Genomic DNA, 22,910 nt, shown 5'->3' on the forward strand with positions numbered 1-22,910 from the left:
AGCCAGCCGCTACTAATTGGTAACAACAGCAGGGGAATTGATCATGGATCGGCACCTGCACCGTCGCAGCATTTAGGCTCTGCTGCGACATGGCGAATTCTTCCTCACGTGACCCACAAGCACCCGCGCGCGCCGTAAGCGCCGCGTCGAAGCCGGTACCTTCGGGCCTGCGGACGGATATTCAGGCGCTTCGAGCGCTCGCGGTCATGCTGGTGGTGCTCTACCACCTATGGCCCGGAGCGTTGCGCGGCGGGTTCGTCGGTGTGGACGTGTTCTTTGTGATCAGCGGATTCCTGATCACCGGCCACCTGCTGCGCGATGCCGAGCGCAAGGGCACGATCTCGCTGGTTCAATTCTGGACTCGGCGCGCCTTCCGGCTGTTGCCGGCGTCGCTGCTGGTGATCGCTCTGACGATGATCGCCGCGTTGATCTGGGTCGGTGAGGACCAATGGAACCGCTATGCCCAACAGGCGCTCGGTTCCGGTTTCTATGTGCAGAACTGGGTTCTGTCCGCCACCTCGACGGATTACCTGTCCTCGAGTGAGCCACCGACCGCCTTCCAACACTTCTGGTCGCTGTCGATCGAAGAGCAGTTCTACCTGGTTCTTCCGGTTGTTCTGGTTGCCGTCCTCGCGGTCGCCGCAGCGAAGTGGCGTACCTGGTTTTTGGTCGCGCTGTCCGGCATTACCGCAGCGTCCCTCTGCTGGTCGATTTACCTGACCGCCACCAACGCCGACGCCGCCTACTTCGTCACCACCACCCGCGCCTGGGAGTTCGGTCTCGGTGCGCTGGTTGCCTTTGCCCGACCACATCACCTCGGCCGGATGCACCCCGCCTTGGCCTGGGTCGGCGTTGCTGCCATCACGGTCTCGGCCCTCACGTACAGCGCTGACACCGCATTCCCCGGGTACGCCGCGGTCCTGCCCACCGCGGGAGCCGCTCTCGCCTTGGCCGTCACCAGGCACGAGCGGCTTTTCACCAGCATTGCCGAATGGCGGCCAGTGCAAGTCATTGGCGACGCGTCGTACTCGATCTACTTGTGGCACTGGCCGATCTTCGTCATCGCGCCGTACGCCCTTGGGCGCGACCTTGGCCTCTTCCCGCGGGTCGTGATTCTCGCCGCCTCGCTAGTGCTGGGTTACCTCAGTCTGCGTTTCGTCGAGGCACCGTTCCGAGCTCGTGGAACGGCTCGTTGGAAGACCCCAAGCGGTGCAGCGGTCGCAGTGGGCATGACCGCAGTTCTGGTGGTTTCGTGCTCCAGTCTCGCGCTCGTGCAGCAACGCTCGGCCTCATCGGAGGAGGAACTGCGGCAGGCAATGGATCGAATCCCATCCGATTCGTCAGCGGAGTCGTGTTTCGGAGCGCCAGCGCTCGGTCGCGAAGATTGCCCCAAGCCGACCGCGCTGACTCCGAGTCTTTCGCTGCTGCGCAAGGACGACGGCAACCGCGCGGCATGCTGGGCCAGCCAAGGGGACGCGACCTTCAAACGCTGCATTGTGAGCAACCCGCCCAAGCCAGTTCAGCGCGTGATCGCGATAGGCGACTCGCACAACAACTCGCTGATCCCGGCCTACGAGAAGGCGGCGAGGACGCTGAACTGGAAGTTTGAGGTCGCGGGAAAGGCGGGCTGCTATCCCAGCACCACGCGCATCGCCGTCGTCGACCGTGATGTCAGGGCCTGCGAGACGTGGCGGAAGAAGGCCATGGCGCAGGTCGCTGCCGATCCCTCGATCGATACCGTCATCGTGACCCGCAGGGACGCACCGGTGGCGTCGACTGACGCTTCGTCGCGGGCAACAACCGAGCGGGGGCTTCGTGGCGCGTGGTCGAAGTTCACTGCTGCTGGCAAGAAGGTGGTCGTGGTTCAGGACGTGCCACCAGCCGATCAGGGCGTCTTGGACTGCGTGTCCAACGAGGGCGTGGACGCGGCGCAGAAGTGCAGCATGACTCGCCGGGCGGCTTTTCCCGACGATGCGACGCTCCGTGGGGCCGCTCAAGGGCAAAAGGGCGTCAAGTACCTGTCAGTCGAGGACCTGTACTGCCTTCAGGATCGGTGCCCGTCGGTGATCGGCTCGGTGCCGGTGTTCTTTAACCCCGGCCATGTCTCGAAGACGTTCGCCGCCACCCTTGGCCCGGCCCTCGCCGAAAAACTCCGTGCCAGCACGCGATGACGTCCTATCACCCGTCCGCAAAGGCGAATTGACACTCTGGTCGAGGGGGCCAAGGCTGGCGCGCATGACTTCCACTCCACTCGCGCTCGGCGCGATGTACTTCGGCACTCGGTTGGACGACCGCGCCTCGTTTGCTCTCCTCGACCGGTTCGTCGAGGAAGGCGGCCAGTGGATTGACACCGCTAACTGCTATTCGTTCTGGACTGACCCTTCGGGCATTGGCGGCCAGAGCGAGGAAGTCATCGGGCGGTGGCTCAAAGCCAACCCGGGGGCTGACGTGAAGATCAGCACCAAGGTGGGTGTCCAGCCACTTGAAGCTGGCGGTGCTGTCGAAGGGCTCAGCCGTGATGCCGTACGCGCGGGTTTGGAGAAGAGCGTCGAGCGCCTGGGCGGAGCACGGATCGATCGGTTCTGGGCGCACTCCGAGGACCTGACGGTGCCAATCGAGGAAGTTGGGGTGACCTTCGGCGAACTGGTTCGCGACGGGCTCGTCGGCGAAGTCGCCATCTGCAACAACCCGACCTGGGCGGTCGAACGGGCCCGCAACGCCGCACTGCAGGCTGATCTGCCGCCGTTTGTGGGCCTCCAACTGCGCCACTCCTACCTGCAGCCGCGCCCAGGCGCCGTGATTGAAGGCCAGGACTGGCGCTTTGGCATGGTCACGCCAGAGACCCTGGACTACGTCGAGCGTGCCGGGGACCTCGATCTGTGGGTATACACCGCGCTGCTCCTGGGTGCGTACGACCGCAATGACCGCGACTTCACCCCCGCCTACCGCCACGAGGGCAACACCAGTCGGCTCGCGGCGCTCGGCGAGGTCGCTCGCGCCCATGGCGTCAAGCAGGGTCAGGTGGTGCTGGCATGGCTCGCCGGTGGCGCCACCCGCATGGTCCCCATCCTGGGGGGCAGCAAGGTCGAGCAGCTCGAAGAAGCTGTCGCCGGCGTACGACTGGAATTGACGCCCGAACAGCGTGCTCGCCTGGACGACGCCGCCTGACCCGGCGCCGCTCGCGCCGGTCGAGCACCCACTTAACGCCGGTCGAGCACCCACTTAACGCCGGTCGAGCGCCCACTTAACGCCGATCGAGCACCCACTTAACGCCGGTCGAGCTTGTCGAGACCACTGACCGGGTCTCGACGCGGCTCGCGCTGGGCGCTCGCCGGCTCGACCGGCGTGTGGAAAGGGCGGCTCGCGCTGGGCGCTCGCCGGCTCGACCGGCGTGGGGAAGGCCGGCGCTCGCTTCCCCGGCTCGACCGGCGTACGGAGGAGAGGCCGCCGCTTGGGATGCGGACGGGGAATAACGTTATGTTGGGATTTGTATAAACTATCAACAGGGCTCGTCGTGGGCCCGGACTCAACGTAAAGGAGAAGACGTGCCCATCCTCGACGACGTCACCCAGGCCATCGGTGGAACTCCCTTGGTGCGGATCAACCGCATCATTGACAGCGAGGCGACAGTCGCCGCCAAGCTGGAGTTCAACAACCCCGCCGCCTCGGTCAAGGACCGTATCGGCAAGGCCATCATTGAGGCCGCGGAGGAATCCGGCCAGTTGAAGCCCGGCGGCACGATCGTCGAGGCGACCTCCGGCAACACCGGAATCGCCCTGGCGATGGTCGGTGCGGCGAAGGGCTACAAGGTGGTCCTCGCGATGCCGGAGACGATGAGCAAGGAGCGTCGCGCGCTGCTGCGGGCATACGGCGCAGAGCTGGTCCTGACGCCCGGTTCCGAAGGCATGAAGGGCGCGGTCGCCAAGGCCGAGGAGCTCGCCGCGGACGGGGCGGTGCTGGCGCGCCAGTTCGCGAACGAGGCCAACCCGGCGGTGCACCGCAAGACGACCGCCGAAGAGATCTGGAATGACACCGACGGCAAGGTCGACATCGTCGTCGCTGGCATCGGCACCGGTGGCACCATCACCGGCGTCGGCGAGGTGCTCAAGGAGCGCAAGCCGGGTGTGCAGATTGTCGCGGTCGAGCCAGAAGAGTCCCCGATCCTCAATGGCGGACAGCCTGGCCCGCACAAGATCCAGGGTATTGGCGCCAACTTCGTCCCCGAGATCCTCAACCGCGAGGTCTACGACGAGGTCATCGACGTCAACTTCGACACCGCGATCGAGTGGGCGCGCAAAGCTGCCACCCAGGAGGGCTTGCTGGTCGGTATCTCCTCTGGCGCGGCGCTGTCCGCGGCGGCTCAGGTCGCGGCGCGTCCCGAGAACGCTGGCAAGACCATCGTGGTCATCATCCCCAGCTTTGGCGAGCGGTACCTCTCGACGCCATTGTTTGAGGGTCTGGTCGACTAATGGTCATGGCCGGGGCGCTGCGCTCGGCGCCGGGGCGTGGCTCGCGTCTCGCGTCGGGCGTCAGTCGAGCGCGCGCGCGAGTACGCGAGGACGTCGACGCGGCAATGGAGCGTGACCCGGCCGCGGAGTCCCGGCTGGAGACGGTCCTGACCTCACCGGGGTTGCACGCGATCTGGTCCTACCGGGTGGCGCACACCATGTGGGAACGCGGAGACAAGTGGCGCCTTCCAGCGCGGCTCGTCGCACACGTAACTCGAGCGGCGACCGGCGTCGAAATTCACCCGGCTGCACAGATCGGTGACCGTTTTTTCATCGACCACGGTATGGGGGTCGTCATCGGCGCGACCGCCGAAGTGGGCGACGACGTCATGCTCTATCACGGGGTCACGCTGGGCGGTCGATCCCTGGCCAAGATCAAGCGGCACCCCACCCTCGCCAACGGCGTGACCGTCGGTGCAGGCGCTCGCATCCTCGGGCCGGTGCTCATCGGTGCTGGCTCGCAGATCGGCGCCAACGCCGTGGTGGTGAAGGATGTGCCAGCCAATTCCAGCGCCGTTGGCATTCCGGCCACCGTGCGCACGAACGCGCCACCCAGCTACGTCGACCCGGCGATCTACATCTGAGCTGAACCTGGCCACGACATGCGGGAGCCCGCGTCACCCAATGGTGGCGCGGGCTCCCGCTGTCGAGATGGCGTACTCAGCCCTTGGCGGCGGCCTTGAGCTTGCTGCCTGCGGTCACCTTGGCGGCCTTGGATGCAGCAATCTTGATCTCTTCGCCGGTCTGCGGGTTACGACCAGTACGAGCAGCGCGGTCCACGACCTCGATGGTCAGCAGTCCGGGCAGCTGGATCTTCTCACCGCGGCCGACGGCCTCGAGGATGACGTCGTTGAGTCCACCGATGACGGTGTTGGCGTCCTTGACGCTCACACCGGTCTTCTGCGCGATGGTGCTGGCGAGGTCACTGCGGTTCATGGATTTGTGTCCTGTCCTTGGGTACGTGGTCTAGATGTCGAGCCACAATCGGGCCCGTTATGCCGAAACTACGCTAGATCACGCGGAATCTCGCGTTCTGCAGGCCCGGAGTGTCCGTGTGTCGTGCCGATCCGATACGCATGAGGCGAGTGGTGCTGATGTCAGTCATGGGGGGATGCGATGGGGTCGTAGACTGTCCGCCGTCCCGTCCTGCGGGATCGGGAGGGCTCGCATAGTGGCCTAGTGCGGCGGTCTTGAAAACCGCTAAGTCGGTAGCCCCGGCTTCGTGGGTTCGAATCCCACGCCCTCCGCTGTTGCTCTGAGGCGCGACATCGTTGTCATGGTGTCGCGCCTCAGGGCGTTTCGTTACACGCAGGTGAGGGTGGGAGATCCAAGCAGGACGTCATCACCGGCTGGCGGCCCGAGAAAAGACAGCGAGACGGTCACGGCCAATGTCGCGGTGGCAAACTCATCCGGCTCGAAGACGTGCACGAGCGTGCCAGGGTTGGGCTGCTCCGTGGTGAAGGTCGTGGACTGAGCACCCGATCCGAACCCGTCTGTCAGCTGGACAGTGAGGGTCCGCGGCGAGTCAGTCGTCCAGGTCAAGACCGGGAAACTGATCTGATAGCTGCGGCCCGGTTCGAGCGCGATCTCCAGTTCGGTTCGCGCGAAAGCGAAGAGCTCGTCAGGGTCAGCGTCTGCCGATGCGCCAAAGGTGTCGCCGACAAAGCCGACGAAGCCGGTAGAGGTGTCGAAGCCCGAGGGATTCGGGTCAGACCACTCGCCGCGGAACGCGACCGATGGAAGGGGTGGACACGAGGCGGCGTCTGCGCGTGCTTTCGGCAACACGACCATCGCTGGGATGGTCCACGTTGTGCGTGTCACCACGCGGCGAGTGACGCCTTGCGGTTCGGACATCATGAAGGTTCCACCTTCGGGTCAGCCCGTGAATCACTGACTTTTCGCCCCGGGCTCCTCGTGGCGGGCACCCATGAACCAGGAGGAACTTGTCTCACCATACGGGACGGCGCGACCAGAGATCCTAGTGCTGGCCCCCACCAATGATGAAGACCGCGCGTCAGTCGGCTTTCATGACGCGCGCTGTCGTAGCAGATCGAGAATCAGCGCGGCGGTCCAACTGAACTGTCGCGTGCCGTGGCCCGCGCCCGTCCAGGGGTTGACGTACTCGGGGAAGTCCTCGGCCAAGGCGATGTCGACTGCCTCGTCGAGGCCGCTCTGCATCACGTCGGGTGCTCCGTGCTCGCGCAGCCCGGCGTGCAGCAGCCACGTCATGTTGAACCACGCCGGCCCGCGCCAGTAAAGGCCCGGGTCCAGATCGGGTGCCGTGGCGTCATAACTGGGCGCCATCACAGGCGGACGTATCCCCGCGATGCTGAGGAACCGCTCGCCTTGCAGTGTGGCCACCAAGGTCGCTGCTCGCGACTCACCGAGGACGTCTGCCGGGAGGAGCAATGGCAGGAGACCTCCGACGGTGGCCTTCTCGATGACATCACCAGTGCGGCGGTCGCGTGCACCGTACGCACCGAAGTCCGGGCACCACAGCATGTCCATCGCGGTCGTGATGCGCCCCGCTTCGGCGCGGTGCGGGGCGCCGTCTTTGCCGAGGGTCTCGGCGATGTCGGCCAGCGCGATCTCCGAGCGCGCCCAGAGGGCATTGGTCGTCGGATCCTCGACGACAAATGGGTGGTCCACGTCGGCGTCGTCGCACGCGTGGTCGCGATATCGCTCCGCGAGCCAGAAGTACTTGCCGTACTCCCGTCCGCTCGGCCGCTCGCTTGCCGCCGCATGGCGCAGATCAGGCCGCTCCAATGGGCTCTGCGGTGTCGCGGGCACCTCGGCGAGGGCCTCGTCCCACAACGGTGAGTTGTCCGTCCCCGACTCCCAGGGGTGCACGATCGTCGCCAGGCCGGTGTCCGCCGCCCGCCGTGTCCGCAGATAGCGATGCCACGCCACCAAACGGGGGTATGCCCGCTCCAAGAAGCGGCGACGCTCGGACTCCTGCGGGTCCTGGGTGTGGACCAGCCACACCGCCCATGCGTGGATCGGGGGCTGGATCAGCCCCGTCGTAGGCACGGGCGGACTTCCGGCCTGGTCCGCCGAGCGCCAGAACTCCGCGCTCGGCGCGTAGTCGTCGTCGCGGCGGGTGTCGTAGACGATCTGCGGGATCCGCCCGTCGGCCCACTGGCCCGACAGCAGGCTGTCGAGTTCCCGTTGCGCGCGACGCGGCGACAGGTGCCGCAGCCCAATCGAGATGAACGCTGAGTCCCAGCTCCATTGGTGGGGATAGAGTCCGGTCGCTGGCACGGTGTATGCGCCAGTCCAGTTGCGGCGCAAGACGATTGACGCCCGGACTTCCGGCATTGCGCTCGGTGGCATGACCGTCATCGCAGGTACCGCCGCAGCATCGGAGGCGCCGTCGGCAACACGTCCTTCGCCGGGCCAGACAGTCGTGACTCGACCGCGATTGGCCCGGTGTAGCCGCCTGCCCGCAGGGTCGCCATCTCCAACGCCCAGTCCACGTGTCCCGCGCCGGGCTCGAGCCCGTTGGAATCGGAGGCCTGCACGTGCGCGACGAGGTCCAGTGTGTCGCCGAGCGCCGCTGCAGGATCGGCTTCTTCGATGTTCAGGTGGAAGGTATCGGCCACCAGCCGGAAGGCCGGGTTGTCCACCGCGCGGCACAGGTCTGCACCCTGCGCAAGGGTGTTGACCATGTGATCCTCGTAGCGATTCAGCGGCTTCAGCAGGATCAGCGTGCCGACGGCGGCGGCGTGCTCAGCGAGTTGACCGAAGGCATCAATCAACTGGGCGCGGTCGCCTGCGGGGGAGCGTGGCGGCTCGAACGGCGGAAGCAGTCGGGAGAACATGCCATGGGACGCGGGCGTCACCGCGCCGACCCCGCCGATCTGCGCCATGACCGACAGTTGGGAGGTCAGTTGTCGGATGGCATCCCGTGCTAGGCCCTGGTCGAAGGCCCCGACGAAGTGCGACATCTCGACACAGGCCGTCGGTATGACGGCCCCGTTGGCGCGAGCGCGCGTCAACTCCGGCAGGCGCGCCTCGAAAGAGAAGTCGCCCTGCGCGCGCAGTTCGAGACCGTCGAATCCCCATGATCGGGCGACGGCGAACTTCTCCTCGACGTCCCGCCCCGGGACGTGCTGCTCCTGGACGAGGATCGGGTTGGTGAACTCGCTCACGCCGCCAGCACCACCTGGAAAGCAGCGGGTTCAGCGTCGAGGATCTCGACGCGGTGAGGTGCGGAAAAGCGCACGACGTTGGTCACGACGTTGGTCCGTTCCCGGCCGCGGACGGCCATTTGATGATCGGAGGATGTGCAACTTCAGCATACTTGATATGCAAAAGTGCTAACGTGCGGTCCGCGACATGACGAAGTGCGACCTATCCGCGACACAGGAGGCGGCACATGAGAAGAGACCATGGGAGCGGAGCTGGCCGACGGCGAGCCGCGGCGGTGGCACTCGCGGTGGGCGTGGCGGCAGGGGCCGGCGCGTGCGCCCCGGCGTCCGAGACAGAGTCCGACACGTTGGTGGTCTGGTCCCTGGAGAACCTGCCTGACCGGGTCGCCGCGACCAAGGCCAATCTCAAAAAGTTCACCAAGAAAACGGGGATCAAGGTCGAACTGGTCGCCGTCGACGAAGCGCAAGTGCCCTCCCTGATCCAGTCTGCGGTGCTCTCGGACACGCTGCCGGACATCATCGGCTCGCTGTCGTTGTCATACGTCCGGCAACTGCACGGTCTGGGTCTCCTCGACACCAAGACCAGCGGGTCGGTCGTAGCCGACCTGGGCTCCACAACCTTCGAGAAGTCCGCGCTGGAGTTGACTCGGGACGGCAGTCAGCAGTTGGCGGTGCCCTCCGACGCGTGGACCCAAATCCTCATCTACCGCAAGGACCTCTTCCGCAAGGCGGGCCTGAAGCCGCCGACGACATACGACGCAATCCGCACTGCCGCGCAAAAACTGAACACCAAAGGCCGGTTCGGAATCACCTTGGCGACCGATCCCGCCGATGTGTTCACCACGCAGACGTTCGAGTCGATGGCCCTGAGCAACGGCTGTCAACTCGTCACGGGCAAGGGCGAGGTTGCCTTGAACTCCCCGCCCTGCCAAGAGACCTGGAATTTCTACGGGGAGCTCGCCACGAAGCGATCGCCTAAGGGAACCCAGTCCGTGGACTCCACCCGCGCGAGCTATTTCAACGGCGACGCCGCCATGACGATCTGGTCGACCTTCATCCTCGATGAGCTGGCCGGGCTACGCAACGACGCCGCGCCCGCCTGTGATCAGTGCGAGGACGACCCGGAGTGGCTCGCGAAGAACTCCGGGGTGGTAACCGCCATCGGCGGACCGGACAAACCGCAAGGCACGACCTATGGCGAGGTCACGTCCTGGTCGATCATGGAAGGCGCGAAGGCCGCGGACTCGAGCAAACTGGTGCGGTACATGCTCTCCGAGGGCTACACCGACTGGCTGGGCATGGCCCCGGAGGGCAAGTTCCCGGTCCGCACCGGTGACGCCGACAACCCCAAGCGCTTCACCAACGCCTGGGCTGACCTCAAAGCGGGTGTCGACACCAAGAAGCCGCTTTCAGAGGTCTACGACCCGCAGACCATCAGTCAGCTGGGCTCGGTCGCGCAGCGCATCGACCGCTGGGCCATCGCTGAGGGCCAGGGCGGCCTGCTCGGCCCGGTGAGCTCGCAGCTGCCGATCTCCAAGACGGTCAGCGAACTCGGGTCGGGAGCGCTAAACCCGACGGGAGCCGCCCGAACGGCGCAGCAGGACGTCGTGACGATCCAGGAGGCGAACGACTGATGTCGACGATGTCTCTCCGGCGCCGAGCGCCGTCCTCCAACGCCCGTCAGGAGAATCGCGACGGGCTGCTGATGATCGCCCCCACAACGATCATCATCGGGATCATCATCATCGTCCCGATCCTGTGGAATGTCGTGCTCGCCTTCCAGGACAGCTCGCTGCGGACTATCGCCGAGGAGGGGCTGACCGGCTCGCCCACGCTCGACAACGTGATCGGCGTGCTCACCTCCCGCGGGTTCTGGTCTTCACTCCTGACGACGGTCATTTACTCGGTCGGTGCCACCGTCGGATCGATCGCGCTCGGGCTCGCCGCCGCGCTGGCCTTCCGGCGGCCCTTCCCCGGGCGTGGACTGATGCGAGCGGCGATGCTGCTGCCGTACGTCGCGCCCGTCGTGGCAGTTGCGTTCGTCTGGAAGGTCCTGCTCAACCCGCAGTACGGCCTGATCAACTCCTGGGGCACGACGTACTTCGGGTGGGACGAGCCGATCGACTTCCTCGGCCAAGAACCGTTCGCGCTGTTGACGGTGATCGGGTTCGAGGTCTGGCGCTACTTCCCGTTTGCCTTCATGTTCCTCACCGCACGGTTGGTGGCGCTGCCCGCCGACGTGGAGGAGGCTGCCAAGGTCGATGGCGCTTCGCCGTCCCAGTCCTTCCGACACGTGGTGCTGCCGCAGCTCATGCCGACTATCGCGCTGCTGGCACTGCTGCGCCTCATCATGGCGTTTAACAAATTCGACGACGTCTATCTGCTGACCGGTGGTACGGCCGGGACCGAGATCGCGCCGGTCCGGGTCTACGACCAACTCACCGGGAACCTCGACATCGGTGGCGCCGCCGCCAACGCCCTGGTGCTGGCAGTAATCCTGGCCCTGTTCCTGGTGGCCTACATGCGCTTCCTCGGACGAAAGGAGCAGTCGTGAATCGGCACGCCCTAGAGATGCGGCTGTGGCCGGTCCTGCGATGGGTTCTTATCGTCGGGCTCGTACTCATCACCGTGTTCCCGTTTTTCTACATGGTGCTGCTCAGCTTTGTCCCGATCGAGCAGTTGCTTCAGCATCCGGAGCGGCTGTGGGTTCCGTTCGATCAACTCACGACCGAGACCTACGCCGAGGTGCTGCGCAGTGAAGACGATGGCGGCCAAGGCTTTGCGCAGTTCATGCGCAACTCGGCACTCGTCGCGGTGGGTTGCACTGTCCTGACCTTGCTCGTGGTCATCCCGGGCGCGTACGCCGTTGCGCGGCTGCGTTTCCGCGGTCGCCGCTTCATGGGTGGACTGTTCCTAGCCGTCTACCTGTTCCCCGCGATCGTCATCGCCATCCCACTCTTCGTCGGATTCTCCAGGGTCGGGCTCGGGACGTCGTTGGTTGGCCTGGTGCTGGTCTACATCGCCCTGACCGTGCCGGTGTCGATCCACATGCTGCGGTCCTACTTCGAGACGATCCCGGTGTCGATCGACGAGGCGGCCACACTGGACGGCGCCAGCCGTTGGACCACTCTGACTCGCATCACGGTGCCCCTGGCGATGCCGACGATCATGTCGACGGCGTTGTTCATCTTCATGATTGCCTGGAACGAGTTGCTCTTCGCACTGCTGTTCCTGGTGACCGACCGGGATACCTGGACCGTCTCGCTCGGGCTGACCCAACTGTCTAACGGCATCGAGGTCTCCAAGACCGTCCTGATGGCCGGGTCGGTGCTGCTCACCGTGCCTGTGGTGCTGCTGTACGGTCTGGCCGAGCGAGCGTTGACCGAAGGCCTGACGGCCGGAGCCGATAAGGGGTGAAGCCGGGTGGGTTTCGGACCGGGTGAGGTGCTCGACCTCATCCGTCGGCGACAGGCATACACGCGTGCGCAGATCGCCGAAGTCACTGGGCTCTCCAGGGTCACGGTGGCCCAGCGGGTCGACGCCCTCATCGACGCCGGCCTGATCTCAGGGGCGGGCGAGGCTCGGTCGACCGGCGGTCGCCGCGCCACCCAACTGTCGTTCAACGCCGACGCGGGCGTGTGCGCCGTCGCGGCGCTCGAGACCACCCACGCTGACCTCGCACTGACCGACCTAGGCGGCGCCATCCTGACCCGCGCCCGGGTCGAGATTGACGTACGGGACGGTGCCGCAGGCACCCTCAGCCGCGTCACCGAGCCGTTGATGAGGCTGCTTGAGGGCGGGCCAGACCGACCACTCCTGGGGGTCGGCGTCAGCGTGCCCGGCCCGGTGGACCCGGTCACCGAACGGCTGAGCGACCCGCCGATCCTCCCGGGCTGGGACGCCTTCCCCATCGCGGAGACGATGACGCACCACGTTGATCGGCAGGTGCCGGTCGTGGTGCGCAACGACGCCGACGCGATGGCGGCCGGTGAATACACCGCCATGGACGCGCCGTCGGCCGCGCTCCTGTTGGTCAAGGTCTCGACCGGAATCGGCGCGGGCATGATGATAAACGGAGAGATCTTCCGCGGCCACGACGGAGCCGCTGGCGATATCGGGCACATTCGGGTCCCGGAGGCTGAGGACCGGGTGTGCCGTTGTGGGGCCACCGGCTGCCTGGCAGCCGTGGCGTCCGGGCGGGCGCTCGCCAGCCGCTTACGCGACGAGGGGCGAGAGGTTGACTCCGGGCGGGACGTACGTGAGTTACTCGCCCACGGTGATCCGGCGGCGACCCGGATGACGCGAGAGGCCGGGCGGATCATCGGTCGGGTGCTGGCCACGGTCGTGACCATGATCAACCCGGGCACGATGCTGATTGGCGGAGACCTTGCCTCGGCCGCTCTGCTGAGCGGCATCCGCGAGTCGCTGTACCCCGCCGCCTTGCCGCGAGCGACCCGGCATCTGACGATCGACCTGGCCGCGCTAGGGCACGATGCCGGGCTGGTCGGCATGGCCCAACAGGTTTTGCACGCCGAGTTGTCCGCCGACGCCGTCAACAGGAGACTTCCATGACCACACCCGTCCGCATCGGCCTGGTGGGCACCGGCTACCACGCCCGGCGCGTCCACGCTCCGCTGCATTCCGGCGACGGTCCGACCCGGCTGGCCGGGATCTGGGGGCGAGATCCGCACAAGACGGCGGCGATCGCCGCCGACTTCGGGGTCCCTGCGTGCGCCAGTCTCGACGAGTTGTTCGAGCGGTGCGAGGCGGTCGACTTCGCGGTCCCGCCCGACGTGCAGGCGCAGGTGGCGGTCCAGGCTGCGGAGGCAGGCAAGGCGTTGATGTTAGAAAAGCCGCTTGGTCTGACGCTAGCCGAGGCGGAGCGGGTGGCCGGTGCGGTGCGTACGGCTGGTGTCCCCGCCATCGTCGCGATGGCCAAGCGATTCCACCCCCGGACCGAGGAGTTCATCGCTGCGGCGGCCGAATTGCGGGCCTCCAGTCGGGTGTTGGGGCTCACGGCGCGGTTCTTCCATTCTGGGTTCCTCCCGGGCGGGAGCATCGGTGCTGACACCTGGCGACTGGCCGAGCACGGCGCACTGCGTGATCTCGGGCCCCACCTGCTGGACCTGGTCGAGTTGGCGGCCGGACCAATCACCGCGGTCCGCTTCGAACCCGCCGACGGCGCCTACTGCGCGGTGACGACCCGGCATGAGTCCGGAGTGGTCGGGCAGGTCGCGATGTCCGGGGCGATCCGAATTGACCGCCCACTGACCGATGTCGAGGTCTACTCCGACGGCGGGCACCTGCACTTCAACGCGGCGGAGATCGAGCACCAGCACACGTGGAACCGGATCCGAGACGAGTTCGCTGCGACCGTACGCACCGGCTCATCCGTCACCGTTGATGTCGACCGAGCGCTACAGATGTCGCAGGTCATCGACGCCATCGAACGCTCTGCCCGCGAGGGCAACCAGATCGAAGTGAACGGCTGATTGAGCAGGTTGCACCAATCAATCGCCGTCCGTCTCCCGACTGTTCACCCAGACCGTGCTACCGTCTTGCTGGTTGCAGTTGCAGTTCCTTGAGTGTCGAATGGCTCGCGAAGGCGGGCACGAGTACGTTCAGGGTCGGAAACGGCCCAGGGTGCCTCATCTAGCAACCGGTCCCAATTCTGGGGCCTTGACCATCATGTAGACAGATTGAGAGTTACACCCAATGGCACAGGGAACCGTTAAGTGGTTCAACGCTGAGAAGGGCTTTGGATTCATTGCCCAGGACGGCGGCGGCCCGGACGTTTTCGTCCACTACTCCGCTATCCAGACTCAGGGATACCGCAGCCTCGACGAGCAGCAGCGCGTCGAGTTCGAGATCACCCAGGGTGACAAGGGGCCGCAGGCCTCCGACGTCGCACCGATCTGAGTCTCGACCAGAAACTCAACGTCAAGGCCCCGCACCTCACGGTGCGGGGCCTTTTCGTATGTCGGGTTTCCGCGAGAGAGGTCAGCGCTTCGCGAGTTCGCTGAGGAAGTCCTTAGCCACAGGCGCCGCCTTGTCTCCGCCACCGCTGCCGCGGGGGACATCTTCGACCAAGACGGCGAACGCCACATCGCCCTGCCAACCAGTCAACCAGGCACGGGAGACCGGTTTGCCGCCTTCGCCGGTGAACTCGGCGGTGCCGGTCTTGGCGTAGACATCGCCCCCGGGGGTGCCGTTGAGCACCTTCCCCGTGCCCTCGGTCACGACCTTGCGCATCATGGTTTTGATGTCTGCGGTGGCTGTCGTGTTCAACGGTTTTGGCGTGCGTTCACCGCCAGCCCCCACGATGAGCTGGGGCGGGATCATGCTGCCTCTGGCTACCGAGCCAGTCATCACCGCGATCGACATCGGTGAGGCGAGGGTGCGGGCCTGGCCGAACGTAGTGGCCGCGTGATCGACCTCGCCCTCGGTCGGCGGGACGGAGCCGGTAAAGGCGCTCACGCCGAGTTGCTTGGTCCAGTCGACTCCGATGCCAAGGTCCGCGGCGGCCTTGGTCATCGCGTTCGGGCTCAGTTGGGTGCCGGCCTGGACAAAGGCGGTGTTGCACGAGTGGGCGAAGGAGTCCACGAAGGTCGAGTCATCGGGCAGGGTTTCCTGCTCGAAGTTTCCGATCCGGCGACCGTCGACCACGATGCTGGGCGGGCAAGGCACCTTCTCGCTGGACGCGAACCCGTCGGTGAGGAGTGCGTACGTCGTGGAGACCTTCAGGGTCGAGCCCGGCTGATACCGCCCGGTCAAGGCCCGGTTGATGCCTGAGGATGGCGAGTTTGCGACCGCGAGCACATTCCCGGACTTCACGTCGAGGGCGACGATCGCCGCAGGGGAACTGTCACCGGCTGCGGCCAGCGCCTTCTCAGCGGCGGTCTGAACGCTGGGATCCAGCGTTGTCCGTAGGTCTTTGCCGGCGGTGGACTTCGTTCCGTGAAGTACCTCGTCGCTGTTGCCCGCGACGGTGACCGTGAGCCCGCCCGTTGGCGCCAGCAGGCTGTTGAACTGGGCCTGCAGACCCGAGCGTCCCACGACTGTGTCTGGCCGGAGTTTTCGGTCCTTCTCAACCATTTCGGCGGTGACGGGGCCGACGGTGCCGAGCAGTGGTTGGCCGAAGGTACGCGTCGCGGCCAAAGGCTGTTGCCGCTTATTGACCACCACACCGGTCAGCGCCGAGATCTGATTTTCCTTGGCTTGGTAATCCGCCTCGCGGTAGGTGATGACCGAGATGAGAGCTGTGCTCTTTTTGCCCTGAGCGGCTTTGAGTTGAGCGGCGAGGTCGGATTGGCCCACGATGCCCTGCAATGACGTAGCACTGGCGGCGGTGGCCTTGGCCGGGTCCAGCGCGATGTCGTACACGGGACGGTTCGCCATGATCTTGGCGTTGTCCTTGCCCAGGATTTCCCCACGCTCGGCGGACGCTGACTGCACGGCGAAACTGCCGTTCGCGGGAAGCTTGGGATGCCAGAGCGAGACGTTTTCACGAACTTTGACGCCCCATCCGCCCTCGGCTTCTTGAAGAGACACCGGGTCGGTCCATGCGAAGGTCTTGCCGTCGCGCAGGGTCCACCGAACCTGCAGATCTGCGACCGCCGTCTTGCCATCGCGGTTCACGGTGCCGACTTTCACAGCCACCGGGCCGTCGCCGAGTGCGCCGGTGGCGGTCTTGAAGTTCTCCGCGGCGGCCGTCCCAGAGGATCCGAGGAAGCGCGCATCCTGCACCTTGCCCTTGCTCCAGGCGGTGGCCAGTTGTTGCGCCGCGGAGCGGGCCGCGTCGTCGGAGGCGGAGTCGGCGCGGTGGTCGGACACCACCATGTAGCCACCGATGCCGCCGGCCAGGATCACGCCGGCCGATATCGCGGTGAGGACGGTCCTACCAGCCATGTGCGCTCCTGTCGGCGAAAGGTACTAGCAGGATGCCCTAGTGTCGTCGATCGGCTTCTCGCTGGTTGACGTTGACGGCTCTGCCGCATCGGTCGTGGCTTTGGCCTTGGGCTTTGGCTTGGGTTTCGCTGAGCCCTTCGACTTTGGCGCCTTGCTGTCGTGCGGGGTTTCGATGCCCTTCTTCACGAGCGTACGGATCTTGTCGTAGTCCGGGTTGCCGGTGTTGATCGTCGGCGGCGAAAGGTTGACGCTGCGCATATTGCCCTTTTTCATCGTCTGCGCGAGGGTCGCGAACGCAGGCAGATAGTCCTGCGGGATGTCGAAGGTGATGTTGTCACCGGCCGCGCTCATGATTCCGGGGAATTTCTGAAGCAAGGTGGTCGGACTGGCCTGACTGACCAGGGCATTGACCATGCAGCGCTGACGGCGGGTTCGGTCGTAATCACTGGACAAGGCGCGGGAGCGGGCGTACCACAGCGCGTCGTAGCCATTGAGCTTGCGATCTCCCGGCTTGAGGTAGCCCTTGATGCTGCCTGGAATGACAACCCCGTTTTCGACCTTGCCGCCGATGGGGAGTTTTTCAGGCACGTTGACCCGGACCCCGCCGATGGCGTTGACGAGTTGCTCAAAGCCCTGCAGGTTGACCACGGTGGTGTAGTCGATCGGCTGCCCGACGACTTCCTCGACGACCTCGCGGGTGGTGTTGAGACCCGGGTTCTTCTCGTTCTTGGGGAACAACTCGCGCTCGTTGACGCCAGCCTCGGTCCAGACCGCATCCAGGATGCATTCGTTGCCGCAGTTATAGCCGTCGGGGTATTTCTTATGGAGGGGGTTGTCCTTGGGGAAGGGCACGTTCTGAAGGTTGCGCGGAAGGCTCACGAGCGTGGTGTCACCCGACCGAGTGTCGATGCTGACGAACATCACCGTGTCGGCCCGGATCTTGAAGCGTCCCGCGCCAGCGTCGGAGCCGATCAGCAGCATGTTGACGCGCGGTACGTTCCGCCACGGATCTTCACCGCCCTGGGCCGGGAGGTTTGACGTGCCGCCGCGCCCCTCGAAGCGGTCCTGTGACATGCGACTGAAGGCGTCCCGGGTGATGAGGACATAGTTCGCGCCGATGGCGGCCGGCGTGGCCACGACAAGGCACAACAGGGCCGCGAAGCCGCGATGCCACCACACCGTGCGCATGGACCATCCGTCTTTGCGGGTCTCCTGCGCGGTGAGCATGATCCCCAGGACCCACAGCAAACCGCCGACGACGAAGAGCGTGAGCAGGATGAACAGGCCGCGTGCGGTGAGGAAGCGCGCCGCTCCGGAGATCACGCCGCCACTGAGCAGGGAGTAGGCCGCGAGGAGCAGAACCACCACCGCGGCCAAACTCATGATCAGGCCGAGGGTGCGACGCCGGGTAAACACCAAGCCGAGCCCAGGAAGCAGGGCGCTAATACCGGTGAACCGGTAGGCGTTGCGTACGTCGTGTGCGTTCTGGATCTCGCGGGACCGACGGTCCGCACGCGACTCCGGAGTCTCTGACCGCGGTCGGTTCTGCCCCCGCTGCGGAGGTGTCGCAGGATGCTGCGGCATGGACCATGCTTTCTTTGTTGACGGTCGGGTCGGTCTTGACCCGCCGTTCGGAACCAGATCGCGCGATGGATGTGCCCGCAACCCGATCGTGACCTAAATGATACCGGGATGTTGTGCTTCTAACCAAAGTGCGGAGTGGTCAATCGAGGCTTATTCCTCACCTCTAGGACGCCACACGACCCTGGGAGGTTGCCGTACGTGCCTCAGTTTGGTGGGTGCTCCGGTGCGCAGGTAGCCTGGCGCACGCTTGCGTATGGAGGCGTCGCCTAGTCTGGTCTATGGCGCCCGCCTGCTAAGCGGGTTTGGGGCTACAACCCCATCGAGGGTTCAAATCCCTCCGCCTCCGCCATGCACTTCGTGCCCCCGGCCGTTCTCGGTCGGGGGCACGCTTGTTTGCGACGCGGCAGGTGAGGTGCTCAGCCAGCGCCGCAAAAGAACGAAGCGCACCACGGTGGCGATGAGGTTGCCCACGGTGAAAGCCACCACGGCCGCGACAGTGTCGGCCTGCGGGGCCATCCACTCCAGCACGGCCAGGGCCAATGCCGTCACGCCCAGCGTCATCGCCAGCAGAACGAGCGCTTTGAGCTGAACCTGCCAGTGACCCTCGCGTCCGGTCACCCCAAAACTGAAGCGACGATTCACGGCGGTGTTTGCGATGGTGCTCAGCACCAGCGAGAGGGCGCTGGCGACCTGGTGATGATCCAAGAGGTGCGCAAATAGCCAGAACAGTGCCGTGGCCAGGACCGTGCTCCCGACCCCGACGATGGCAAAGCGCACCAACTGGCCGCGCAGGACGGCGCGTCGATCAGGGTCGTGAGATCTGGGCATGGTCTTCCCGGGAAGGGGGCGGTCGATCTTCGGAGCGTACGAGCCCGTGGGGCCCAGGCGCACCGCCGGCCTGCTCGGCCATGAGTTCTGCAGCAGACCGAGGGGCTCGACCGAGGAGCTCGCTCAGCGCCGGGCTCATGGCCGCGAAATGACCGCTGCGGCTTGCCTGGAACATCGCGAGGCTGAAGCGGGCCGCAGCCTCGGGGATGCCCGCAGCGATCTCGCTGGCCACCCACTCCTCGTCGCCGAGGACGACTCGTTCGATCGTGCGCCCCGTGAGTTCGGAGCCGATGGCGGCGAAGTCGGCCAGGGTTACGGCGATTGGTGCGGTGAGGTCAATGGGCCCCTCGAAGGCATCCTCGCTGGTCAGGATGGCGGCGGCAGCCTCGCCCGCGTCAACCCGAGACGTCCATGAAAACGGACCGTCGGCGGGTTTGGCGATGACGCCGGTCTTCTGCCACGGCCCGAGCAACTGGCTTAGGTCGCCGAAGAAGCCGTTGCGCAGTGCCGTCCACGCGACGCCCGAGGTGGCCAGGTGGGCCTCGGCATCGGCGGCCAGGGCCGACCCGGGATAGGGCGAGTCAAAGCCTGCGCCGTGCTGGCTGGTGAACAGGATTCGCTGCGCGCCCGCCGCGACGGCGGCATCGATGGCTCGCCGGTGCTGGTCCGCGACATTCGCGTCCATGTCATTGGACGAGACCAAAAGCACCTGAGTGGCGCCCTCGAAGGACGCGCGCAGGGCATCGGGATCGTCATAACTTCCGGTGCGGACGCGTACGCCCTGGTCGGCGAGGTGCTGCGCGCGGGTGGCGTCCCGCACGCTGACCCCGACCTCATTCGCTGGGAGGCGACGGAGAAGGTGCTCGACAGTGACGCCGTTGAGCGCGCCGGTGGCGCCGGTGACCACGATCATGAGGGTTCCTTTCGAAGGGACGAGTCGGCTCGACGAGTCGACCGATGAGGGGGCTGACCTAACTTGACCTGATGAGTCAAGTTAGGAGATCTGGCCACGGTAGGTAAACTGACTGCTCGAGTCAACTTAGGCTCGAGTCGCGAAGGAGGTCACATGAGGCAGGAGCCTGCGCCCGTGCTGCGCGCCGACGCCCGCCGCAACACCGCACAGATTCGGGAGGCCGCGCTCAGTGTTTTTCGTGACCGTGGGCTCTCGGTGCCGCTGGAGGAGGTCGCTGCTGCCGCGGGCGTGAGCAAGGCGACGATCTTCAACCGGTTCGGTGGTCGAGTCGGACTTATCGAGACGGTGGTCGACCAGATCGTGGCAGTCGAGATGGACCGTATCGTTGCGCACACGCGGTCCCTTCCCGAACCGCGCGAGCGCATCGTGCACTACGTCACCGCAATGCGCGACCTGCAATATGACCGCCCAGCGGCCAATGACGTGCTGCTGCAGGCCTATCCGCACTCAGCTCAGCTGATGGACATTTGTCGAGCCGCGGGAGAGATGAATGCCGAGCTCATTGCCGATGGGCGGGCCGCCGGAGCGCTGCACCCGCAGGTCGGCGAGGCAGATCTGCACGCGCTCGTCGTGGACAACGCGCTCGCGTTGAAGCATGGGGCCAGGCCAGAGCGCGCCGACTACGACCGCCGGACCGGCTTTGTCCTGCATGGCATCTGCAGCGACTGAGATCAGTCGGTCGAGGTGTCCTCGGGTGTAGGTGTCGGCAACGTGACGGTGAAGGTGGTCTGTCCTGGCTCGCTGTGTACCCCGACGTGGCCGCCATGCGCGCTGACGACGGCCTGCACGATGGATAGGCCAAGGCCGGTGCTGCCCTCGCGGCGGGTACGCGCCTCGTCGCCGCGTGCGAAGCGCTCAAAGATGTGCGGCTGCAGGGGAGTGGGGATGCCCGGCCCGTTGTCGCTCACCGTGAGCTCGACTCCAGCAGGACCCTGCCGCACGCCCGTCGTAATCACCGTGCCGGCGGGAGTGTGCTTGCGGGCATTGCCCAGCAGGTTGATGAGCACTTGGCGCAGCCGTGCCTCATCCCCGATGACCTCACACGGCTCATCCGGAAGGTCGAGCGACCACTGATGGTCCTGTCCTGCGGCGCTGGCATCACTGACGCTCTCGATGACCATCATCGTGAGGTCGATACTGGCTCGTTCAAGAGGTCGGCCAGCATCGAGCCGGGCGAGCAGCAGAAGGTCCTCCACAAGTGCGGTCATCCGGTCAGACTCAGACTCAATTCGACTGAGTGCGTGCGTGACTGAGGTGGGTACCGGCTCGGTCTGGCGCCGCGACAGTTCGGCGTAGCCGCGAATCGAAGCCAGCGGCGTACGCAACTCGTGGCTGGCATCGGCGACGAACTTTCGCACCTGCAGTTCCGAACGATGCCGGGCCTCAAGCGCGTCGTCGACGTGGTCGAGAAGGTCATTGAGGGCCGATCCAACCTGGCCGACTTCGGTGCCCGGATCAGTGTCATCGGGCGGTACGCGCTCGTGGGTCCGACCTTCGCCCGCCGCGAGCGGAAGGTGGGCGACCCGCTGCGCGGTGGTGGCGACCCGGCGCAGTGGGCGCAGGTTGCGTCGTACGAGCCACCATGCGGCCAAGCCGATCAGCACCAGACCGAACAGGCTGACGGCAACCACCGTCTTGGTCAGCCGCAGCACCGAGTCCTCGACAGCAGAAAGCGGCAGTCCGCGGATGCTGATGACCTCTTGGGTGGTGACGGCGCTGGTGTCGGTGTCGATCACCTGGTCGTAGTGCTTGGCGCTCACGACACGGTATTTCTCGCCCAACACCGTCACGGTGGTGGGCGTCGTCCCCATCCCCTTCTCGCGCAGGTCGTCGACCTCCCCTTGGGCGATCACGGCCTGTCGGCCGTCTCGGCCAACGACCGCGCACGAACTCACCGTGCTGCGGGTACGCCGGTCATAGTCAGACAGCACCGTCCCGCGGACGTCGGTGGTGCAACTCAACTGCCCCAGCCCGACATCCGGTGGAGGGCCCGATCCTGGTCGGCCTTTTTCATCGCCGGTCATCGCCGACACCACGCCGACCAGGGAGCGGTCGACTTGATCGAGTTGGGCGTTACGCGAGGTCAGCACCGTCGCGGTGCCAGTCACCACCGTGACGAGCAGGTAAAGCGCGACGATCGAGACCACCAGCTTGGTCCGCAACGTCCACCCGCGCGGACCTCGTCCGCTCATGGTGCGGGCTTCAGGACATAGCCTGCGCCGCGCATCGTGTGAATCATCGGGTCACGACCGGCGTCGATCTTCTTGCGAAGGTAGGAGACGTACAGCTCAACCACATTGGCCTGGCCGCCGAAGTCGTAGTTCCACACGCGGTCGAGGATTTGTGCCTTTGACAAGACTCTCTTCGGGTTGCGCATCAGGAAGCGAAGCAGCTCGAACTCTGTTGCTGTCAAAGAGATTTCATCGCCGCCGCGGATAACCTCGTGGCTGTCCTCGTCGAGTGAAAGATCGCCCACGGTCAGCACGGACGAGGAGTCCGGAGCAAGCATGACTGAGCGACGAAGCAGCGCGCGCACTCGGGCCACCACTTCCTCCAGGGAGAACGGCTTGGTGACATAGTCATCGCCTCCGGCCGTCAGGCCAGCGATGCGGTCCTCAACTGAATCGCGTGCGGTCAGGAACAGCACGGGGACAGCGGGGGAACTCGCTCGGAGGCGGCGAAGCACTTCCCTGCCATCGAAGTCCGGGAGCATCATGTCGAGCACCACGGCGTCCGGGGCGAACTCCTTGGCCATGCGGACCGCCTCAGACCCGCTGCCCGCGCTGCGGACGTCCCACTTTTCCAGGCGAAGGGCCATCGACAACAACTCGGTCAGGTTGTCCTCGTCGTCGACCACCAGGACGCGAACAGGGCCGCCGTCGACCCGAACCAGGGGCGCATCTTGTGTGCTCATGGTCCCAGTCAACCGGCAGGCCCTGTGTCTCGACCAGGACTTTC

22 protein-coding genes and 2 tRNA genes are annotated in these 22,910 nt (G+C 65.7%); 13 read left to right on the forward strand and 11 right to left on the reverse strand.

Annotated features, from left to right (window positions below; translation table 11 throughout):
* Positions 1–89 precede the first annotated feature (89 nt).
* From F562_RS0115255 to epsC, 4 genes are all read left to right on the forward strand, one after another.
* Entirely contained in the window at positions 90–2,171 is a 2,082-nt protein-coding gene (locus tag F562_RS0115255; protein WP_083915573.1) for an acyltransferase family protein, read from the forward strand.
* A 64-nt stretch (positions 2,172–2,235) separates the two neighbouring features.
* Positions 2,236–3,168 (forward strand): aldo/keto reductase, encoded by a 933-nt coding sequence (locus F562_RS0115260; RefSeq protein WP_018157841.1) that lies wholly within the window; start codon positions 2,236–2,238, stop codon positions 3,166–3,168.
* A 377-nt stretch (positions 3,169–3,545) separates the two neighbouring features.
* Complete coding sequence (gene cysK, locus F562_RS0115265) at positions 3,546–4,469, forward strand: cysteine synthase A (protein ID WP_018157842.1); 924 nt, start codon at positions 3,546–3,548, stop codon at positions 4,467–4,469.
* Positions 4,469–5,092, forward strand: coding sequence for a serine O-acetyltransferase EpsC (gene epsC / locus F562_RS0115270; protein WP_018157843.1), 624 nt, complete (start codon positions 4,469–4,471; stop codon positions 5,090–5,092). The genes cysK and epsC overlap by 1 nt, the downstream gene beginning before the upstream one ends.
* Before the next feature lie 76 nt (positions 5,093–5,168).
* On the opposite strand, the gene F562_RS0115275 is transcribed toward epsC, so the two are convergent.
* Positions 5,169–5,444: an HU family DNA-binding protein gene (locus F562_RS0115275; protein ID WP_018157844.1), complete on the reverse strand. Its 276-nt coding sequence runs from the start codon at positions 5,442–5,444 to the stop codon at positions 5,169–5,171.
* 221 nt (positions 5,445–5,665) lie between these two features.
* Here F562_RS0115275 and F562_RS0115280 point away from each other — a divergent pair.
* Positions 5,666–5,755 (forward strand) — tRNA-Ser (locus F562_RS0115280).
* 55 nt (positions 5,756–5,810) lie between these two features.
* Here the strand turns inward: F562_RS0115280 and F562_RS0115285 are convergent.
* The 4 genes from F562_RS0115285 to F562_RS21325 all read right to left on the reverse strand — a co-directional run bounded on the left by F562_RS0115285 (position 5,811) and on the right by F562_RS21325 (position 8,778).
* Positions 5,811–6,365: a hypothetical protein gene (locus F562_RS0115285; protein ID WP_018157845.1), complete on the reverse strand. Its 555-nt coding sequence runs from the start codon at positions 6,363–6,365 to the stop codon at positions 5,811–5,813.
* Between the two features lie 168 nt (positions 6,366–6,533).
* Positions 6,534–7,841, reverse strand: a complete 1,308-nt coding sequence (locus F562_RS0115290) for an MGH1-like glycoside hydrolase domain-containing protein (protein WP_211206463.1) — start codon at positions 7,839–7,841, stop codon at positions 6,534–6,536.
* A gap of 5 nt (positions 7,842–7,846) precedes the next feature.
* Complete coding sequence (locus F562_RS0115295; protein WP_018157847.1) at positions 7,847–8,659, reverse strand: sugar phosphate isomerase/epimerase family protein; 813 nt, start codon at positions 8,657–8,659, stop codon at positions 7,847–7,849.
* Positions 8,656–8,778 (reverse strand): hypothetical protein, encoded by a 123-nt coding sequence (locus F562_RS21325; protein ID WP_018157848.1) that lies wholly within the window; start codon positions 8,776–8,778, stop codon positions 8,656–8,658. Before F562_RS21325 ends, F562_RS0115295 begins: the two co-directional genes overlap by 4 nt.
* A 108-nt stretch (positions 8,779–8,886) precedes the next feature.
* Here F562_RS21325 and F562_RS0115305 point away from each other — a divergent pair, with 108 nt between their 5' ends.
* The 6 genes from F562_RS0115305 (at position 8,887) to F562_RS0115330 (ending at position 14,578) form a co-directional block, all read left to right on the forward strand.
* Entirely contained in the window at positions 8,887–10,293 is a 1,407-nt protein-coding gene (locus tag F562_RS0115305) for an ABC transporter substrate-binding protein (RefSeq protein ID WP_026181316.1), read from the forward strand.
* Positions 10,293–11,213 carry a carbohydrate ABC transporter permease gene (locus tag F562_RS0115310; RefSeq protein WP_018157850.1) on the forward strand — a complete coding sequence of 307 codons (921 nt, stop codon included), beginning with the start codon at positions 10,293–10,295 and terminating at the stop codon, positions 11,211–11,213. Before F562_RS0115305 ends, F562_RS0115310 begins: the two co-directional genes overlap by 1 nt.
* Positions 11,210–12,076, forward strand: a complete 867-nt coding sequence (locus F562_RS0115315) for a carbohydrate ABC transporter permease (protein WP_018157851.1) — start codon at positions 11,210–11,212, stop codon at positions 12,074–12,076. Before F562_RS0115310 ends, F562_RS0115315 begins: the two co-directional genes overlap by 4 nt.
* A 6-nt stretch (positions 12,077–12,082) precedes the next feature.
* On the forward strand, positions 12,083–13,231 hold the full coding sequence (locus tag F562_RS0115320) for an ROK family transcriptional regulator (RefSeq protein WP_018157852.1): 1,149 nt from the start codon (positions 12,083–12,085) through the stop codon (positions 13,229–13,231).
* Positions 13,228–14,151 carry a Gfo/Idh/MocA family protein gene (locus F562_RS19525; protein ID WP_018157853.1) on the forward strand — a complete coding sequence of 308 codons (924 nt, stop codon included), beginning with the start codon at positions 13,228–13,230 and terminating at the stop codon, positions 14,149–14,151. Before F562_RS0115320 ends, F562_RS19525 begins: the two co-directional genes overlap by 4 nt.
* A gap of 223 nt (positions 14,152–14,374) precedes the next feature.
* Complete coding sequence (locus tag F562_RS0115330; RefSeq protein ID WP_018157854.1) at positions 14,375–14,578, forward strand: cold-shock protein; 204 nt, start codon at positions 14,375–14,377, stop codon at positions 14,576–14,578.
* An 81-nt stretch (positions 14,579–14,659) separates the two neighbouring features.
* Here F562_RS0115330 and F562_RS20390 read toward each other — a convergent pair whose 3' ends face one another.
* Together F562_RS20390 and F562_RS19535 are read right to left on the reverse strand one after the other, a co-directional pair.
* Positions 14,660–16,567, reverse strand: a complete 1,908-nt coding sequence (locus tag F562_RS20390) for a penicillin-binding transpeptidase domain-containing protein (protein WP_018157855.1) — start codon at positions 16,565–16,567, stop codon at positions 14,660–14,662.
* Positions 16,568–16,591: 24 nt separating this feature from the next.
* Positions 16,592–18,151 carry an LCP family protein gene (locus F562_RS19535; protein ID WP_018157856.1) on the reverse strand — a complete coding sequence of 520 codons (1,560 nt, stop codon included), beginning with the start codon at positions 18,149–18,151 and terminating at the stop codon, positions 16,592–16,594.
* 255 nt (positions 18,152–18,406) lie between these two features.
* On the opposite strand from F562_RS19535, the gene F562_RS0115350 reads away from it, so the two are divergent.
* Positions 18,407–18,500: transfer RNA gene (locus F562_RS0115350), tRNA-Ser, on the forward strand.
* Here F562_RS0115350 and F562_RS20660 read toward each other — a convergent pair.
* Positions 18,479–18,979 (reverse strand): GtrA family protein, encoded by a 501-nt coding sequence (locus F562_RS20660; RefSeq protein ID WP_026181317.1) that lies wholly within the window; start codon positions 18,977–18,979, stop codon positions 18,479–18,481. The two genes, F562_RS0115350 and F562_RS20660, sit on opposite strands and share 22 nt — an antisense overlap.
* Entirely contained in the window at positions 18,957–19,892 is a 936-nt protein-coding gene (locus F562_RS0115360; protein WP_018157858.1) for an NAD(P)H-binding protein, read from the reverse strand. The genes F562_RS20660 and F562_RS0115360 overlap by 23 nt, the downstream gene beginning before the upstream one ends.
* A gap of 153 nt (positions 19,893–20,045) precedes the next feature.
* On the opposite strand from F562_RS0115360, the gene F562_RS0115365 reads away from it, so the two are divergent.
* The gene (locus F562_RS0115365; protein WP_018157859.1) at positions 20,046–20,621 is read left to right on the forward strand and encodes a TetR/AcrR family transcriptional regulator; all 576 of its coding nucleotides are present in this window, start codon (positions 20,046–20,048) and stop codon (positions 20,619–20,621) included.
* A 2-nt stretch (positions 20,622–20,623) separates the two neighbouring features.
* Here F562_RS0115365 and F562_RS0115370 read toward each other — a convergent pair whose 3' ends face one another.
* Together F562_RS0115370 and F562_RS0115375 are read right to left on the reverse strand one after the other, a co-directional pair.
* A complete protein-coding gene (locus tag F562_RS0115370) occupies positions 20,624–22,144 on the reverse strand; it encodes a sensor histidine kinase (RefSeq protein WP_018157860.1) in 1,521 nt (506 codons plus the stop codon).
* Entirely contained in the window at positions 22,141–22,866 is a 726-nt protein-coding gene (locus F562_RS0115375) for a response regulator transcription factor (protein WP_018157861.1), read from the reverse strand. The genes F562_RS0115370 and F562_RS0115375 overlap by 4 nt, the downstream gene beginning before the upstream one ends.
* Positions 22,867–22,910: the final 44 nt, after the last annotated feature.

The organism is Demetria terragena DSM 11295 (assembly GCF_000376825.1).
GTDB classification, from domain to species: domain Bacteria; phylum Actinomycetota; class Actinomycetes; order Actinomycetales; family Dermatophilaceae; genus Demetria; species Demetria terragena.